The sequence below is a fragment of the Paracoccus sp. IB05 genome (genome assembly GCF_016405985.1).
In the GTDB taxonomy this organism is placed as follows: domain Bacteria; phylum Pseudomonadota; class Alphaproteobacteria; order Rhodobacterales; family Rhodobacteraceae; genus Pseudogemmobacter.
On sequence record NZ_JAEFCF010000006.1, the window covers coordinates 123,537 to 139,133 of the forward strand.

Annotated in this window: 18 protein-coding genes; 4 read left to right on the forward strand and 14 right to left on the reverse strand. The window is 63.0% G+C overall.

Annotation, left to right across the window (positions count from 1 at the left end; genetic code table 11):
- The first annotated feature begins 121 nt into the window (after positions 1-121).
- The 3 genes from JC607_RS06080 to JC607_RS06090 all read left to right on the forward strand — a co-directional run bounded on the left by JC607_RS06080 (position 122) and on the right by JC607_RS06090 (position 4,896).
- Positions 122-2,119: a protein meaA gene (locus tag JC607_RS06080; protein ID WP_198836056.1), complete on the forward strand. Its 1,998-nt coding sequence runs from the start codon at positions 122-124 to the stop codon at positions 2,117-2,119.
- Between the two features lie 298 nt (positions 2,120-2,417).
- Positions 2,418-3,779: an NADP-specific glutamate dehydrogenase gene (gdhA, locus tag JC607_RS06085; protein ID WP_198836057.1), complete on the forward strand. Its 1,362-nt coding sequence runs from the start codon at positions 2,418-2,420 to the stop codon at positions 3,777-3,779.
- 148 nt (positions 3,780-3,927) lie between these two features.
- Positions 3,928-4,896: an aldo/keto reductase gene (locus JC607_RS06090; RefSeq protein WP_198836058.1), complete on the forward strand. Its 969-nt coding sequence runs from the start codon at positions 3,928-3,930 to the stop codon at positions 4,894-4,896.
- Between the two features lie 363 nt (positions 4,897-5,259).
- On the opposite strand, the gene JC607_RS06095 is transcribed toward JC607_RS06090, so the two are convergent.
- The 13 genes from JC607_RS06095 to JC607_RS06155 form a co-directional block, all read right to left on the reverse strand.
- Positions 5,260-6,039: a succinate dehydrogenase iron-sulfur subunit gene (locus JC607_RS06095; RefSeq protein WP_198836059.1), complete on the reverse strand. Its 780-nt coding sequence runs from the start codon at positions 6,037-6,039 to the stop codon at positions 5,260-5,262.
- A 143-nt stretch (positions 6,040-6,182) separates the two neighbouring features.
- Positions 6,183-6,479: a hypothetical protein gene (locus tag JC607_RS06100; RefSeq protein ID WP_198836060.1), complete on the reverse strand. Its 297-nt coding sequence runs from the start codon at positions 6,477-6,479 to the stop codon at positions 6,183-6,185.
- Entirely contained in the window at positions 6,479-6,796 is a 318-nt protein-coding gene (locus tag JC607_RS06105; protein ID WP_370584759.1) for a hypothetical protein, read from the reverse strand. Before JC607_RS06105 ends, JC607_RS06100 begins: the two co-directional genes overlap by 1 nt.
- A complete protein-coding gene (locus JC607_RS06110; protein WP_198836061.1) occupies positions 6,793-7,152 on the reverse strand; it encodes a succinate dehydrogenase in 360 nt (119 codons plus the stop codon). The genes JC607_RS06105 and JC607_RS06110 overlap by 4 nt, the downstream gene beginning before the upstream one ends.
- Positions 7,133-7,621, reverse strand: a complete 489-nt coding sequence (locus JC607_RS06115) for a hypothetical protein (RefSeq protein WP_198836062.1) — start codon at positions 7,619-7,621, stop codon at positions 7,133-7,135. The genes JC607_RS06110 and JC607_RS06115 overlap by 20 nt, the downstream gene beginning before the upstream one ends.
- Positions 7,621-9,426 (reverse strand): succinate dehydrogenase flavoprotein subunit, encoded by a 1,806-nt coding sequence (gene sdhA, locus JC607_RS06120; protein ID WP_198836063.1) that lies wholly within the window; start codon positions 9,424-9,426, stop codon positions 7,621-7,623. The genes JC607_RS06115 and sdhA overlap by 1 nt, the downstream gene beginning before the upstream one ends.
- A gap of 50 nt (positions 9,427-9,476) precedes the next feature.
- Positions 9,477-9,848, reverse strand: coding sequence for a succinate dehydrogenase, hydrophobic membrane anchor protein (sdhD, locus tag JC607_RS06125; protein WP_198836064.1), 372 nt, complete (start codon positions 9,846-9,848; stop codon positions 9,477-9,479).
- Positions 9,849-9,861: 13 nt separating this feature from the next.
- On the reverse strand, positions 9,862-10,251 hold the full coding sequence (gene sdhC, locus JC607_RS06130; protein ID WP_198836065.1) for a succinate dehydrogenase, cytochrome b556 subunit: 390 nt from the start codon (positions 10,249-10,251) through the stop codon (positions 9,862-9,864).
- A 199-nt stretch (positions 10,252-10,450) separates the two neighbouring features.
- Positions 10,451-11,218 (reverse strand): DUF4344 domain-containing metallopeptidase, encoded by a 768-nt coding sequence (locus JC607_RS06135; RefSeq protein WP_198836066.1) that lies wholly within the window; start codon positions 11,216-11,218, stop codon positions 10,451-10,453.
- 51 nt (positions 11,219-11,269) lie between these two features.
- Entirely contained in the window at positions 11,270-12,298 is a 1,029-nt protein-coding gene (locus JC607_RS06140; protein ID WP_198836067.1) for a MaoC family dehydratase, read from the reverse strand.
- A gap of 110 nt (positions 12,299-12,408) precedes the next feature.
- Positions 12,409-12,612 (reverse strand): DUF1737 domain-containing protein, encoded by a 204-nt coding sequence (locus JC607_RS06145; protein WP_198836068.1) that lies wholly within the window; start codon positions 12,610-12,612, stop codon positions 12,409-12,411.
- Between the two features lie 4 nt (positions 12,613-12,616).
- Positions 12,617-13,165: an NnrU family protein gene (locus tag JC607_RS06150; protein WP_198836069.1), complete on the reverse strand. Its 549-nt coding sequence runs from the start codon at positions 13,163-13,165 to the stop codon at positions 12,617-12,619.
- Positions 13,166-13,217: 52 nt separating this feature from the next.
- A complete protein-coding gene (locus tag JC607_RS06155; protein ID WP_198836070.1) occupies positions 13,218-14,114 on the reverse strand; it encodes a CoA ester lyase in 897 nt (298 codons plus the stop codon).
- A gap of 263 nt (positions 14,115-14,377) precedes the next feature.
- Here JC607_RS06155 and JC607_RS06160 point away from each other — a divergent pair, with 263 nt between their 5' ends.
- Complete coding sequence (locus JC607_RS06160; protein ID WP_198836071.1) at positions 14,378-14,569, forward strand: CsbD family protein; 192 nt, start codon at positions 14,378-14,380, stop codon at positions 14,567-14,569.
- 123 nt (positions 14,570-14,692) lie between these two features.
- Here the strand turns inward: JC607_RS06160 and JC607_RS06165 are convergent, their stop codons facing one another.
- Positions 14,693-15,442 (reverse strand): sulfite exporter TauE/SafE family protein, encoded by a 750-nt coding sequence (locus tag JC607_RS06165; protein ID WP_198836072.1) that lies wholly within the window; start codon positions 15,440-15,442, stop codon positions 14,693-14,695.
- Positions 15,443-15,597 lie beyond the last annotated feature (155 nt).

A 15,597-nucleotide genomic window follows, 5' to 3' on the forward strand; every position in this document is an offset into this window, starting at 1 on the left:
CACCTGCATCGCGAGCGCCGCATTGCAGCGATTGACATTGTCATTAAATAATCGATACCTCTATCAATGCGAAAGATTATTGCGCATGCAGAATTGACGGCGCGTGACAGGTGAGGCGACCATGACCGAAGCAAAAGCTCCCACGGAGACCATCGCAGGCGCAAAGCCGGTGAAGGATAAGCCATGGCTGTTTCGCACCTATGCCGGCCATTCGACCGCCAGCGCCTCGAACGAGCTCTATCGCGGCAACCTCGCCAAGGGGCAGACGGGTCTCTCGGTTGCCTTCGATCTGCCGACGCAAACCGGTTATGACAGCGATCATGAGCTTTCGCGCGGCGAGGTCGGCAAGGTCGGTGTGCCGGTCTGCCATCTGGGCGATATGCGGTCCTTGTTCAAAGATATCCCGCTGGAACAGATGAACACCTCGATGACGATCAACGCGACGGCACCCTGGCTGCTGGCGCTGTATGTTGCCGTGGCCGAAGAGCAGGGCGCGGATATCACCCAGCTCCAGGGCACGGTGCAGAACGATATCATCAAGGAATATCTCTCGCGCGGCACCTATATCTGCCCGCCGAAGCCGAGCCTGCGGCTGATCACCGATGTCGCGGCCTGGACCGGGCAGCATCTGCCGAAATGGAACCCGATGAATGTCTGTTCCTACCATCTGCAAGAGGCCGGCGCGACGCCGGAACAGGAGCTGGCCTTTGCTTTGGCCACCGCCTGCGCGGTGCTTGATGATCTGAAAGGGAAGGTCGCCGAAAAGGACTTCCCCAAGATGGTCGGGCGGATTTCCTTCTTCGTGAACGCCGGCATCCGGTTCGTGACCGAAATGTGCAAGATGCGCGCTTTCGTCGATCTCTGGACCGAGATCTGTCGCGACCGCTATGGCATAACTGACGAAAAATACTCACGTTTCCGCTATGGCGTGCAGGTCAACTCGCTTGGCCTGACCGAACCGCAGCCGGAAAACAATGTCTACCGCATCCTGATCGAGATGCTTGCCGTGACGCTGTCGAAACGCGCCCGCGCCCGCGCCGTGCAGCTGCCGGCCTGGAATGAGGCGCTTGGCCTGCCGCGACCCTGGGATCAGCAATGGTCGCTCCGGATGCAGCAGATCCTCGCCTATGAAACCGACCTGCTGGAATATGACGACCTCTTTGACGAGAACCCCGCCATCGACCGCAAGGTCGAGGCGCTGAAACAGGGCGCGCGTGACGAGTTGGCGCAGATCGACGCCATGGGCGGCGCGGTCGCCTCGATCGAATATATGAAATCGCGGCTGGTCGAGGCCAATGCCGAGCGGATCGCCCGGATCGAGACCCAGGAGACCATCGTCGTTGGCGTGAACCGCTGGCGCGAAACCGAACCCTCGCCCCTGACCACCGGTGATGGCGCGATCATGGTCATCGATGAAGCCGCCGAGGCCGATCAGCTTGACCGCCTGCGCGCCTGGCGCGAGGCCCGCGACGAGGCCCGCGTCCGCGAGGCGCTGGAAGAGTTGCGCGAAGCCGCTGCCCAGGGCCGCAATATCATGCCGCCCTCGATCAAAGCCGCCAAAGCCGGTGCCACCACCGGCGAATGGGGCGAAACCGTCCGCCGCGCCTTCGGCCAGTATCGCGGGCCGACGGGCGTGTCGAAGAACCCCTCGAACCGCACCGAAGGGCTGGAGCCGATCCGCGAGGCGGTCTCGGCGGTCTCGGCCCGGCTGGGCAGGCAATTGTCCTTCCTGGTGGGCAAGCCCGGCCTCGACGGCCACTCGAACGGCGCGGAACAGATCGCCGCCCGCGCCCGCGATTGCGGCATGGAGATCCATTACGAGGGTATCCGCCTGACGCCCGCCGAGATCGTCGCCGCCGCCGCCGACCAGGACGTGCATGTCGTCGGCCTCTCGATCCTTTCGGGCAGCCATATCCCGCTGATCTCCGATATGATGGAGCGGATGCGGGCGGCAGGCCTCACCGTCCCGGTTGTCGTAGGCGGCATCATCCCCGAGGAGGACGCGGTGAAGCTGCGCGCCATGGGGGTCGCCGCCGTCTATACGCCGAAGGATTTCGAGCTGAACCGGATCATGATGGATATCGTGACCCTGGTAGACCCGGAGCCAGAGGCCGCGTGAGCGTCAGGTTTTCCGCAGGCGCAGCCCGGGCGCGCGACCTGCTTCCCCGGTCTGCATGGGCGGCATAGCGAATTCCCCCCCTGTCGCCCCGCCTCGCGGGTTGATGGTTACCCCGGCAGGTCAGTCAATATGACCGACAGATCCGGCATATTTCACGGTATATGCACCAGTCGTCAGTCAGAGTGTCGGTATTTTGGCAAATTTTCGGGCAAAATGCCGTATTGCCCTTATACCTGTCCTCAAACTGCTTTAATTCGCGCCAAGGTGAATAATCTTTAGGCGAATCGGCGGAACAAGAATGCCTCATCTGGACGAGAGACTTGAATCCATCCTTGCCGAGGTGATGCGGCGCAACCAGGGTGAGCCCGAATTCCACCAGGCGGTACGCGAGGTTCTCGAAAGCCTCGGCCGCGTGGTCGCCAAACGCCCCGACCTTCTCGAAGACGCGCTGATCGAGCGCATTTGCGAACCCGAACGCCAGATCATCTTCCGCGTGCCGTGGATCGATGACGCGGGCCAGGTCCGCATCAACCGCGCCTTCCGCGTCCAGTTCAACTCGGCCCTTGGCCCCTATAAGGGCGGCATCCGGTTCCACCCTTCGGTGAATGTCGGGATCATCAAATTCCTCGGCTTTGAACAGACCTTCAAGAACGCGCTGACCGGCCTGCCGATCGGCGGCGGCAAGGGCGGTTCCGATTTCGACCCGAAGGGCAAGTCTGACCGCGAAATCATGCGTTTCTGCCAGTCCTTCATGCTCGAACTCCACCGCCATATCGGCGAATACACGGACGTTCCCGCAGGCGATATCGGCGTCGGTGGCCGCGAGATCGGCTATATGTTCGGCCAATATAAACGCCTGACGAACCGCTACGAGGCCGGCGTTCTGACCGGCAAGGCGCTGTTCTACGGCGGCTCGCGCGCCCGCACTGAAGCCACCGGCTATGGCAATACCTATTTCGTGCAATCGATGCTGGGGACCAAAGGTACCTCGTTCGACGGCAAGAAAGTGGTGATTTCCGGCTCGGGCAACGTGGCGATCTACAGCCATGAGAAGGTCACCTCCTTCGGCGGCAAGGTCATCGCGATGTCCGACAGTTCGGGCTATATTGTTGACGAGAACGGCATCGACCTCGAGCTGATCCAGGAGATCAAAGAGGTGCGCCGCGCCCGGATCTCGGAATATCTGCGCATCAAGGGCGAGGGCAAAGGCGTCTGGTTCGTCAAGGCGGGCGAAGGCTCGATCTGGGACGTGCCCTGCGACGTGGCGATGCCCTCGGCCACGCAGAACGAGCTGACCGGCAAGGATGCGAAAGCCCTGGTGAAGAACGGCGTGGTGGCGGTGGGTGAAGGCGCGAATATGCCCTCGACCCCGGATGCTGTGCGGATTTTCCAGGATGCAGGCGTCCTCTTCGCCCCCGGCAAGGCGGCAAATGCCGGCGGCGTGGCCACATCGGCGCTCGAGATGCAGCAAAATGCCAGCCGCGACAGCTGGACCTTTGACCAGACAGAAGCGCGTCTCGCCATCATCATGAAGAACATCCACGACACCTGCGCCGGCACGGCCGAGGAATTCGGCGCGCCGGGCGATTACGTGATGGGCGCGAATATCGCGGGCTTCGTGAAAGTGGCCGAAGCGATGCGGGCACTCGGCGTCATCTGATCCTGACCGGACGGGTTCCCGGATGTTTTAAAGCGAGGGGCGTGGCTGCGAGGCTGCGCCCCTTTTGCATGGCTGGCCGCGGTTCCGCTCTTGCATGAAGCGATTCGCTCCTGTTGTATGGCCACCCTCTCGTGACAGGAGCCTCCTCATGAAGACCCGTAAACTCGGCCGCCACGATGTCGGCACCATTGGCTTTGGTGCAATGTCTCTCGGCGGTATATTCGGCGCGACCGATGAGGCGACCAGCCTCAGGGCGCTGGATGCCGCCTGGGATGCCGGCATTACCCATTTCGACACCGCCAATATCTATGGCATGGGCGTCTCGGAAACCGTGATCGGCACATGGCTTCAGGCGCGCGGACATTCCCCGGTGATCGCCACCAAAGCCGCGATTGTCGACGGCACCCCGCGCCGGATCGACAATTCCGGCCCCTATCTGCGGAGTGAGCTGGAGGCCTCGCTGAAGCGGCTGGGCCGCGATCATATCGAGCTCTTCTACATCCACCGCCGTGAGGCCGAACGCCCGCTGGAAGAGGTGATCGGAACCCTCTCGCGGCTGATTGAGGAGGGAAAGATCGGCGGCTACGGCCTGTCGGAGATCGCGCCCGCCACCCTGCGCCGCGCCCATGCGATCCATCCCTGCATGGCCGTGCAGAACGAATACTCGCTCTGGAGCCGTCAGCCAGAGCTCGGCATGATCCAGGCCTGCGCTGAACTTGGCACCACCTTCGTGGCCTTCTCACCCCTGGCGCGCGGCATGCTCGGCGAGACGGCGCTGGCGCCGCCGACCGACGGATTTCGCGGGCGAAATCCGCGCTTTACTGAACCGGCCTTCTCGCGCAACACGGCGAAGATCGACGCCTTCCGCGCCTTTTGCCGCGAGAGGGGCTGGACCACCTCCGCCACCGCACTTGCCTGGATTTTGCAAAAGGGCAACCACATCCTGCCAATCCCCGGCACCCGCAGCGCGGCCCATCTGTCGAACTGGCTCGCCGCCGACCGGATCAGCCTCAGTTCAGAAGACCTCATGCAGATCGATTGCCTGCTGCCCGCCGGCTTTGCCGAGGGCGACCGCTATGGCGATCACCAGCTGACCGGCGTCGAGCGCTACTCCTGAACCCGCCCAGGGCGGAGACAGCTGTTCGGCTCCTGCCCCGGCGCGGTATCAACTTCCGCCCCGCAGGCTGCACAGCGGTAGTGAGCAGGACCGATATGGCGCTCCAGCCGCCAGCGACAGGCGCGGGTCAGGGTTGATCCGCGCCGGTAATACCAAAGGCCGAAGACCAGAAGGAGAAGGCCGATGGGAAGAAACAGGATCATCGCAAACAGGCTCCGGCACCTGCGCCACTTGCCAGCCTGCGCCTCCGGCGGGGATACTTAAGGACAGAAAATGAACTTCTCAGCTTATTTTCTGTCTCTAAATATCCCGGGGGCGAGCGCGGCACGCGCGAGGGGGCTGGCCCCCTCTGCCCGACCGGCCTCAGACGGCGCGTTCCACCATCAGGTTCTTGATTTCCGCAATCGCCTTGGCCGGGTTCAGCCCCTTTGGGCAGGTCTTGGCGCAGTTCATGATTGTATGGCAGCGATAGAGCTTGAACGGATCTTCCAGCCCGTCCAGCCGCTCGCCGGTGATCTCGTCGCGGGAATCGACGATCCAGCGATAAGCATGCAGAAGTGCCGCCGGGCCAAGATATTTATCGGAATTCCACCAATAGCTCGGGCAGGAGGTCGAACAGGAGGCACACATCACGCATTCATAAAGCCCGTCGAGCTTTTTGCGGTCTTCGATCGACTGGCGCCATTCTTTTGCCGGCGTGTTCGAGCGCGTCTCGAGCCAGGGCATGATCGAGGCATGCTGGGCGTAGAAATGCGTCAGGTCGGGAATGAGATCCTTGATCACCGACATATGCGGCAGCGGGTAAATCTTCACATCGCCCCTGATCTCATCAAGCCCATAGATACAGGCCAGATGGTTGCCACCATCGATATTCATCGCGCAGGAGCCGCAGATCCCTTCCCGGCAGGAGCGGCGGAAGGTCAGCGTCGGATCAATCTCGTTCTTGATCTTGATCAGCGCGTCCAGAACCATGGGCCCGCATTTGTCCATGTCGAGGTAATAGGTGTCGACCCGCGGGTTCTCACCGGTATCAGGATCCCAGCGATAGATGCGGAAGACCCGGGTGTTCTTTGCCCCGGCGGGCTTTGGCCAGGTCTTGCCGGTACGGACCTTGGAGTTCTTGGGGAGCGAAAACTGGACCATGGCTGTTCCTCAGGCTCTGGCTTTGTGCTTGGCGCCAAAATGAAATCCGCAGGGCGCCACTGGGCGCCAGGCGATGAAGGTGCCGGGCAGGCCGGCGCAGTTTCTGGTTGCGGGGACCGGCCCCGGACGCGCCTGCATCCTGCCTATCCCCGCACCAGCATATTATAGGGGCGGCTCGGCGCCTGCCCCGATTTGGACATCACACAAGTCTCATAGACCACCGCCGGATCCCGGCGCATCAGCCAGTCTGACGAGATATTCAGCTCGAGATCGCCGCGTGGCCTGGTGCCCGAGGGGCCAGAGACAATGCCGATCCCTGCCGTCCCGGTCGGCCCCTTCGCCGCGCGGGCGGATTTGAGGCACATTTCTTCGGCGCGGTGAACCGAGACCGGGCCGCAGGCCGCAAGAAAGGCCAGAGCAAGCGGGGCGAGGTGCCGCATCAGCGCACCTGCGGGAGGTTATGGGCGGCGAAACAGCTTTGCGCAGCGGGGCGCAGCGCGATATTTCGGACATTCTCGCGGGTCAGCGAGCCGGCCTCGACACCGGTATCGCGTGCCAATGCCCGGATCTCCGGCATCGAGGCCGCATTGAGAATGCACTCCGTTGCCTGAGCCGCCGGGCCAGCCGGCAGATCCCGCGACACCACCGGCATCACCACGCCATGCGCGATATTGCGGGTGGTCCTGTCGGCCAGCGCCTGCGGGTCGCAGGCCGCAAGCAGCATCGCGGCCGGGATCAGCGGAAAACGGAGGATCACAGCGCGGCCCCCCCGACTTTCAGCAGATCCGTCGCGGTCAGCGACTGCATCAGACATTGAGTCGCCTCGGGCCGGCTTGCGATGCTGCGCACCACCGGCCAGGCCTGGGTCGCGCCATTGGTGCCAGCCGAAGCATATTGCGCCAGCTGCATCAGCTCGCCCGTCTGCGCGTTGTTGATCACGCAATCGGTATAGGGCGAAACATTGACGCCCGGCAGATAATGGTTCGCCGCCCCGTTCACCGCCGTGCGGGCAAGCGAGCGTGTGGTCTCCTGCATCACCGTCTCACCCGCAACGCAGCCTGTCAGCGCGAGCGAGGTAAGAACGAGCAGAGATTTAGTCAGCGATACAGGCATAGCCAGTCCCTCCCGTCATGGTTTTCCGGCAGGTCTGATCCTGCCCGACCAGAGGTGAGGCCGGGTGTGCGCCGACCCGGGCCGGAGCCGCGGCAGCCGGGGCGCGGGAAGAAATCGCGGCTGGCGCCGGCACCCCCATGCCTGTGTTGCCGGGGCGTGTGTTGATCGTCGGAACGGCCTTGCCGGAGGCCGCACGATCGGCAGCCGAGCCGGCCTCGACCCAGGTCGTGCTGCCATTCGGGCCGTCTATCCGCTTCACCTCCGTCCCGGTGGTGGCCGCCTGTTTGCGTACTTCGCGGTCGATGCAGTCACGCGTTGCGGTCTCACGCACCGCTTTTTGCCCCTCACCCGGATAGGCATGGCTGGCGGCGAAGATACATGCCGTCGCCGGATCCCTATAGCCACTGCCACAGGCCGCAAGGCCCAGGATCAGCATTGAGGCAAACAACACACCACCGCGAATACGCATCAGAATTTCCGTTCTGCCGGGGCAATCTTCTTCAGACTGATTCCACCATCGGCCTCGGTGGTCAGCGGGTCCAGATGGACGGGACGATAGGAGAGCGTAACTTTGTTGCCGTCAACATGGGCGAGGCTGTGCTTGCGCCAGTTGGCATCATCGCGGGTCGGGTGGTCCTCATGCGCATGGGCGCCGCGGCTTTCGGTTCGGGCATGTGCCCCGTAGATCGTCGCCAGCGCGTTTGGCATCAGGTTGGTCAGTTCCAGCGTCTCCATCAGATCGCTGTTCCAGATCATCGAACGGTCGGTGACCTTGATATCGGCCATCTTGCCGGCGATTTCAGTCATCGCGACCTCACCTTCCGCCAGCGTCTTTTCCGTGCGGAAGACGGCGGCGTCACGCTGCATGGTTTTCTGCATCTCGAGACGCAGATCGGCGGTCGGAACCGTGCCATTCGCGTGACGCAAGCCGTCAAACCGCGCGAGTGCCTGGTCGACGCTGGCCTTGTTCGTGGGCGGCACCGGCGATTTCGGATCGACCACCTGGCCGGCGCGGATCGCGGCGGCACGCCCGAAGACCACAAGGTCGATCAGCGAGTTCGAGCCAAGGCGGTTCGCGCCATGAACGCTTGCACAGCCCGCCTCGCCCACCGCCATCAGGCCGGGGAAGATCGCATCGGGGTTATCGGCGGTCGGGTTCAGCACCTCGCCCCAGTAATTCGTCGGGATGCCGCCCATATTATAGTGAACGGTCGGCAGAACCGGGATCGGTTCCTTGTTCAGATCGACACCGGCGAAGATCTTGGCAGATTCGGAGATCCCCGGCAGCCTCTCATGCAACGTCGCGGGCGGCAGGTGGTTCAGGTGGAGGAAGATGTGATCCTTCTCCGCCCCAACGCCCCGGCCTTCGCGAATCTCCATCGTCATGCAGCGCGAGACATAGTCGCGCGGCGCGAGGTCTTTGTAATGGGGCGCGTAACGCTCCATGAACCGCTCGCCGTTGGAATTGGTCAGGTAGCCGCCCTCGCCGCGCGCGCCTTCGGTGATCAGACAGCCCGAGCCGTAGATGCCGGTCGGGTGGAACTGCACGAATTCCATATCCTGAAGGGCGAGGCCGGCGCGGGCCACCATGCCACCGCCATCGCCTGTGCAGGTATGGGCCGAAGTCGCCGAGAAATAAGCGCGCCCGTAGCCACCCGTCGCAAGCACGACCATCTTGGCGTTGAAGACATGCATGGTGCCGTCATCAAGCTTCCAGCACAGAACACCCGTGCAGCGCCCGTCGGTGATGATCAGATCAAGCGCGAAATATTCGATATAGAACTCGGCCTGTTCTTTCAGCGACCGGCCATAAAGCGTGTGCAGGATCGCGTGGCCGGTGCGGTCAGCGGCGGCACAGGTGCGCTGCACGGGTGGGCCTTCGCCGAATTCGGTCGTATGGCCACCGAAGGGGCGCTGGTAGATCTTGCCCTCTTCGGTGCGGGAAAACGGCACGCCGTAATGTTCCAGCTCATAAACCGCCTTGGGGGCTTCGCGCGCGAGATATTCCATCGCATCGGTGTCGCCCAGCCAGTCCGAGCCCTTGACGGTGTCATACATATGCCACTGCCAGTTGTCGGGGCCCATATTGGCCAGAGAAGCCGCGATCCCGCCCTGGGCCGCGACGGTATGCGAGCGCGTCGGGAAAACCTTGGTCACGCAGGCGGTGTGCAGCCCCTGCTCGGCCATGCCGAGCGTCGCGCGCAGGCCCGCGCCACCGGCACCGACAACCACGACGTCATATTCATGCGTCTCGTATTGGTATGCAGCCGTCATTTCCGTCTTTCCTTACCGCATCTCTTGCAGGGCCGCCCATGGGCAGCCGCTTACAGCGCCAGTTTAACCAGAGCGAAAAGCCCCACCACAATCAGCGCCCAGGCGAGGCCGGTCACCGCGACCAGCGCCAGTTTCGCCTTCGCGCCATGCACATAGTCAATGATCGCCTCTTCGGCCTCGGCCTTGCAATGCAGCGTCACCACGATCAGCGTCAGCCCGGTGATGATCGCAGGCCAGGGCCGCGAGAACCAGGCCAGGACGCCTTCATGCGTGCGGCCAAGGCCATAGCCGAAGGTGAACACAAACAGCGGCACCAGCACGACCAGCAGCACCGAGCTGATCAACATATGCCAGTGGTGATGGGTGCCGGCGCGGGCAGATCCAAGGCCATCTGCGGCTTTGCGATCGGTGATGAAACGCATCTCTTGCTCTCCCTCAGACCACAAGAACGGTGATGACAGTCAGGATCGTGGCACCGAGGAACATGCCCCAGCCCATGATCTCATTGGCCTTCACCTCGATGAAATAGCCCAGATCCCAGATCACATGGCGCAGACGCCCAAGCGCGTGATACCAGATCGCCCAGGCCGCCAGCGTCATGATGATATCGCCGGTCACCGAGGTCAGCAGCCCGTTGACACAGTCAAAAGCCGCAGGCGAGGTCACCGCCGCCACCAGCCAGGCCACGATCAGGAAGATCGTCCCCAGCGTCGCAATGCCGGTAATCCGCACCATGATCGAGGAAATCGAGGTCATCTGCGGCCGGTAATACGGGCCGATCATGAACGGAGAGAGAGGTCGTTCGACCCGTTTGGGTGCAGACATGGCTGGTTCCTTCGTCGCTGGCTTGCCCCCGCAGTGCCGCCATCCGATGGCGATTTCTGCGTCAGAGCGCGCTTCGATATGCCAATTCTCTTAGCTGTTTTATCATCCAAGTCACGGGGGGCAATGCTGCATTCGCAAACTATCCTCCGCAACAGGTCACTTTTTCAGTCCAATGTGATCACAAATTTCAAACGCGTGATCACAACTCCATTTCCTCCGCCTGGGCCACCAGGTAGTCAACAAATTCCTGACAGATTACGATAGATTTCTCATCCGGCAGATAAAAAGCATTCGCTTCGTCACAGACCTCCATCCGCACCGCAACAGCGACGGGGAAGCTGAAAAGACCGTTAAGATCGGTCACTTCCTGTTTCAGAAGTGTCGCGATCCCGCTGTCCGCAGGCCCGGTCCAGACCATTTCTTCACCCTCTGCCTCCCGCAGCCCCCGCAAGACAGCGCCCCAGGCGTGATCGGCGCTGGCATATTCATCGGCGCAGCCTGCGGCCCGGTCTTCCGGCAATTCGAAGTCCCGGGCGAAATCGGCCCGGGTGTCCGCGGCTGCTCCATAGAACAGGCAGACCTGGCGATAATGCCGCTGAAGATCCAGCGAATGCAGACCGGCGAAATGCTCCACCTCAAGATCCGTCTCAGCGGCCGAAGCCAGCCAGCTCAGTGCAAAGGCCTCGGCATTCTGCCGCGCACCTTCCTCGTCCCAGATCTCATGCGTCAGAACCGCTGCGAGCGTATCGGCCGCATCCTCCTCCGGCCCGTAAAGCGGCAGATCCATCGTGTCGATCAGCGCATGGCCCAGCTCGTGATAGAAAACCGACAGGATCGTGCCGGCGACATAGGCAAAGGCCTCATCGCTCATGCCGGCCTCACTCACGCTGGCCTCGGCCCGCGCCGCCGGAGCCAGCAGCGCATAAAGGGCAACACCCAGCGCCGTATTCCGCAAGAAAGGCGTCATTCCGGGATCCATGTGGCGAGAGGGGCAGGTGGCACGGTAATATTCACCATTTCAAAGCGGCACCAGCGCCCAGTAATCCAGATCAAGCAACACCTCAGCGAGATATTTGCCATCCTCGCCCTTCAGCGCGAAAGGCGCGGCCCCCTGTTTCACCGCCACCAGCCGCAGCCGCAGCGCCCCGACCCCCGGTGCAGAGGTTTCCGCCCGGTCGAGCACCTCGGACCAGGCCCGGACCGTGTCGCCCGAGAAACAGGGATTGGCATGGGCGCCGGCATTCAGCGCCACGATCATCTGCGCATTGGCGAGCCCGTTGAACGACAAGGCCCGCGCCAGAGAAATCACATGCCCGCCATAGATCAGCCGCCGCCCGTCCTCGCGATTGGTGGCATCGAAATGCACCTTGGCTGTGTTCTGCCAGAGCCGCGTGGCCAGCATATGCTCGGCCTCTTCCACAGTGACACCATCGACATGGTCGATCTTCTCGCCGACCGCGTAATCTCCCCAGCGATGCGGCTCGCCCGCCAGGGCAAAATCATAACGGCTGAAATCAAGCCCGGCCGGCACCACCAGTTCCGCCGCCGGCACCACCTTGCGCAAATCCGGCACCACCGGCTCCGGCGGGGCCACATCGCGCGCCTTCTTCACCATCACCCAGCGGACATAATCCAGCACCACCTCGCCGCGCTGGTTCAGCCCGCGTGTGCGCACATAGACCACGCCGGATCTGCCGTTGGAATTCTCCTTCAGCCCGATCACCTCGGACTCCGACCGCAGCGTATCCCCCGGCCAGACCGGCGCCAGCCAGCGCCCCTCGGCATAGCCCAGATTGGCCACCGCATTCAGCGAGATATCGGGCACCGTCTTGCCGAAGACCGTATGAAACGCGATCAGATCATCCAGCGGGCTCGCCGCCAGCCCCGAGGCCCGCGCAAACTCATCCGAGGAATAAAGCGCGCCCCGCGCCGGATAAAGCGCATGATACAGCGCCCGCTCGCCCCCCGACACCGTGCGCGGCACCGCATGGCGGATCACCTCGCCCATACGGTAATCCTCGAAAAACCGCCCCGGATTGGTCTTCATACCTCTTCCCCCAATGCAGCCAGAAAGGCGCAAAGCCCCTTCCCCTTGACCGAAATACTCCGGGGGAGTCTGCCGCAGGCAGACGGGGGCAGCGCCCCCTTCCCCGGCCCCTATTGCTCGCCGAGCTTCAGATCCGGCGAATATTCTCCGACCACCTCTTTGATCACCGCCTGGCCACAGCGCATCACCCCGTTCGAGGCGTCAAACGCGTAGCTCGGCTCGCCATAAAGCTCCCACCCTTTCGCCAGCGCGGCCGAGACCTTGTGGCAAAAGGCGGATGTGTCATCTCCGGTCAGAAAGCGGTAAAGTCTCATCAGATCACCCGAATACAGCATAGCCGAGCGCGTAATGCGCTGCGGCAATCGCGCCATAGACCACCAGAGTGCCGAGAATGGCAATCATCTCCATGCGCGCGGGGCTCTTGCCGGGGCGGGGCTCTGGCCGCAGCCATGGCCCCATGCGGTTGATCGCCAGCATCTGCAGCACGGCCCAGATCCCGATGCCGCCAAACAGCACGAAAGACGGGGTGTCGCCATTGACGAGGATATGCGCAAGCGTCCAGATCACCACGCCCCAGAGCATCGGATGCCGAATGATCCGCCCGGCCTTCGTCTTCATCCCCGCCGCAGCGAAGAGATAGACCGAGACCAGCATCAGGAGGTTGTTGATCCCGGTCGTCATCGGGTCACGGCCCCAGTAAAACTCACCCTCCGCCGCGCGGTAGCCAAAGACCATCAGGGCCGTTGCGGTCAATGAGACCAGCCCCATCCCCGCCCTGCCGCCAAGCCGGTCCCGCAGGCCCGGCGCGACCCGGCCCAGAAGATGGGCGAGGCTCCACAAAAGCACTCCGAGGGTAAGGATGATCATGGCGCGGGCTCCGATTCGGCTGGCAATAAAGGGTCAGGCAGGTTTCGCCCGATCAGCCGGCAGGCGCCAGCGCCCCGATCGCCGCAGTCCTGATTGCGGCATCCTTCTCCAGAAGCGCCCGCGCGGTCACGATATGCAGGTTCTCGACGATGCGCCCGTCCACCACCGCAACACCGCCGCCCGAAGCCATGACCTCGTCAAAGGCCGCGATCTGGCGGCGGGCGAGGTCAAGCTCGGCCTCTGACGGCGCGAAAGCCGCATTGGCGATGTCGAGCTGCGCCGGATGGATCAGCGTTTTGCCATCAAAGCCCATATCGCGGCCCTGCTCGCATTCCGCCCGCAAGCCCGCCGCGTCTTTGAACGCATTATAGACGCCATCCACGATGATCAGCCCATAGGCGCGCGCGGCCAGCAGACAAAGCCCCAGCCCCGCCTGCATCGGCAGACGGTCGGGGCGGAAACGGCTCCCGAGCTCTTTCGCAAGGTCATTGGTGCCCATCACCATGCCGCGCAGCGCGGGATGTGCCGCAATCGCCGCTGCGTTCAGCATGCCGGCGCAGGTCTCCATCATCGCCCAAAGGCTGACCTCCGGCGCCACAGCGGACACCGCATCGAGATCAGAGGGTGCGCTGACTTTCGGGATCAGCAGCGCGTCGATCTTCGCCCCGGCCGCGATCGCGCGCGCCATGGCCGCCGCATCCTCGCGCCCCCATTCCGTGTCGAACCCGTTGATCCGGACCAGTTTCAGCCGGGTCCCATAGTCGGCCTCAGCCAGCACCCGCGCCAGCAGCGCGCGCGCGGCGGGCTTTTCCTCGGGTGCGACCGCATCCTCCAGATCGAAGATGATCGCATCACAGGCCAGATCCCGCGCCTTTTCCAGCGCCCGCTCGCGCGAGGCAGGGATATAGAGAACCGAACGGCAGGGCTGAGCCGGCTGCGAGCGGGACATGGCGGGCCTCCATGGCAATAATCTTGCGTGTCAAAGCACAAAATTAGCACATTCGGCAAGCCATGAAATGCCGCATCGCAGAAACTATTTCTGCATTTCCTGATCTGCGGCACCGGTTTCTGCCATCGGCTTCATTTCTCATGCCCTGGCGAAAACACGCCGCAGTGACGTATCGTGATCCTGCCCCAGGGGAACCAGCCCCAACGCCGGGGGTTTTCCTGGCACTGAGACGCTCAGGTTACACCCAGTCAAAGGAGTTCAGTATGAGCAGCACCGGTGACAAGATCAAAGGTCTCACCAATGAAGCGGTGGGAAATGTGAAACAGGCCGTGGGCAAGGCAACCGGCAATGACCGGCTGCGGGCCGAAGGGGCGGCCCAGGAATTGAAAGGCGAAGCGCAACAGGCGCTTGGCAAGACGAAAGATGCGGTGAAGAAGGCGGTCGACAAGGCCTGACACGCGCTGGCTGACAGGCCCTGCCTGCTGCGGGCTCTCCGACAGGCGTAAAAACACAGGGTCGCCATCTGGCGGCCCTGTTTCCGTTTCGGACCTCAAGTTCTGGGCATCCCATTCTGTGCCTCAGAAGATCCCGCGCGTGCCGTCCCAGAGCAGTTTCAGCGAGATCAGCAGCAGCGACCAGGTCACGATGTGGAAAAAGGCCTTTGCAGGCAATATCCTGACCAGCCAGACCCCGACAAAAACCGAGGCCACTGCCGGCGCCATCAGCAGCGCGGAAAGCCTGAGATTGGCCGGGCTCAGCTGGCCCAGCAGCCCGTAGGGAATCAGTTTCACCGCATTGATCACCGCGAATCCGATGGTCGAGGTGCCGGCAAACACCGCCTTTTCCAGCCGCAGGGGCAGGGTATAGACCTGCCAGGGCGGCGCGCCGGAATGGCTGACGAAACTGGTGAAGCCGGTGATCAGCCCCCAGAACAGCCCGGGCCCCGGCTTTGGGTCACGCGGCGGGCCATCCGCCGGCCGGCGCAGCAGCAGATTAAGGCTGAAGACAAGCCCGATCGCCCCGATCAGCGCTGTCACCACCGCCTCCGGCACCAGCGAGGCCGTCAGCCCGCCAACCGCGATCCCCGCAATCGCACCAGGCAGCAGATAAAGCAGCACCTTGCGGTCAAAGGCATGGCGATAGGCCCAGAGCCCGAACATGTCCGAGACCACATAGACCGGCAGCAGGATCCCCGCCGCCAGCACCGGCGAGATCTGCAGCGCCATCACCGGCACCGCCAGCATCCCGATCGCCGGCAACCCGCCCTTTGACAGCCCGACCAGTGCTGCGGCAATCACCGCAAGCAGCCAGAACCCTGGTTCTTCCATCCCGAAACCCCGTTACCGCTAACCCGACCGCTACTCCCGCGGCGCGACAGACGGAAGCGCAGATTTTTCGGCATACAATGGCATACTGCCAATCGGAGCCGCTGGACAGATGCCCTTTAAGGGACTACGCCTCCCGCGACCCCAGCAACGGAGAC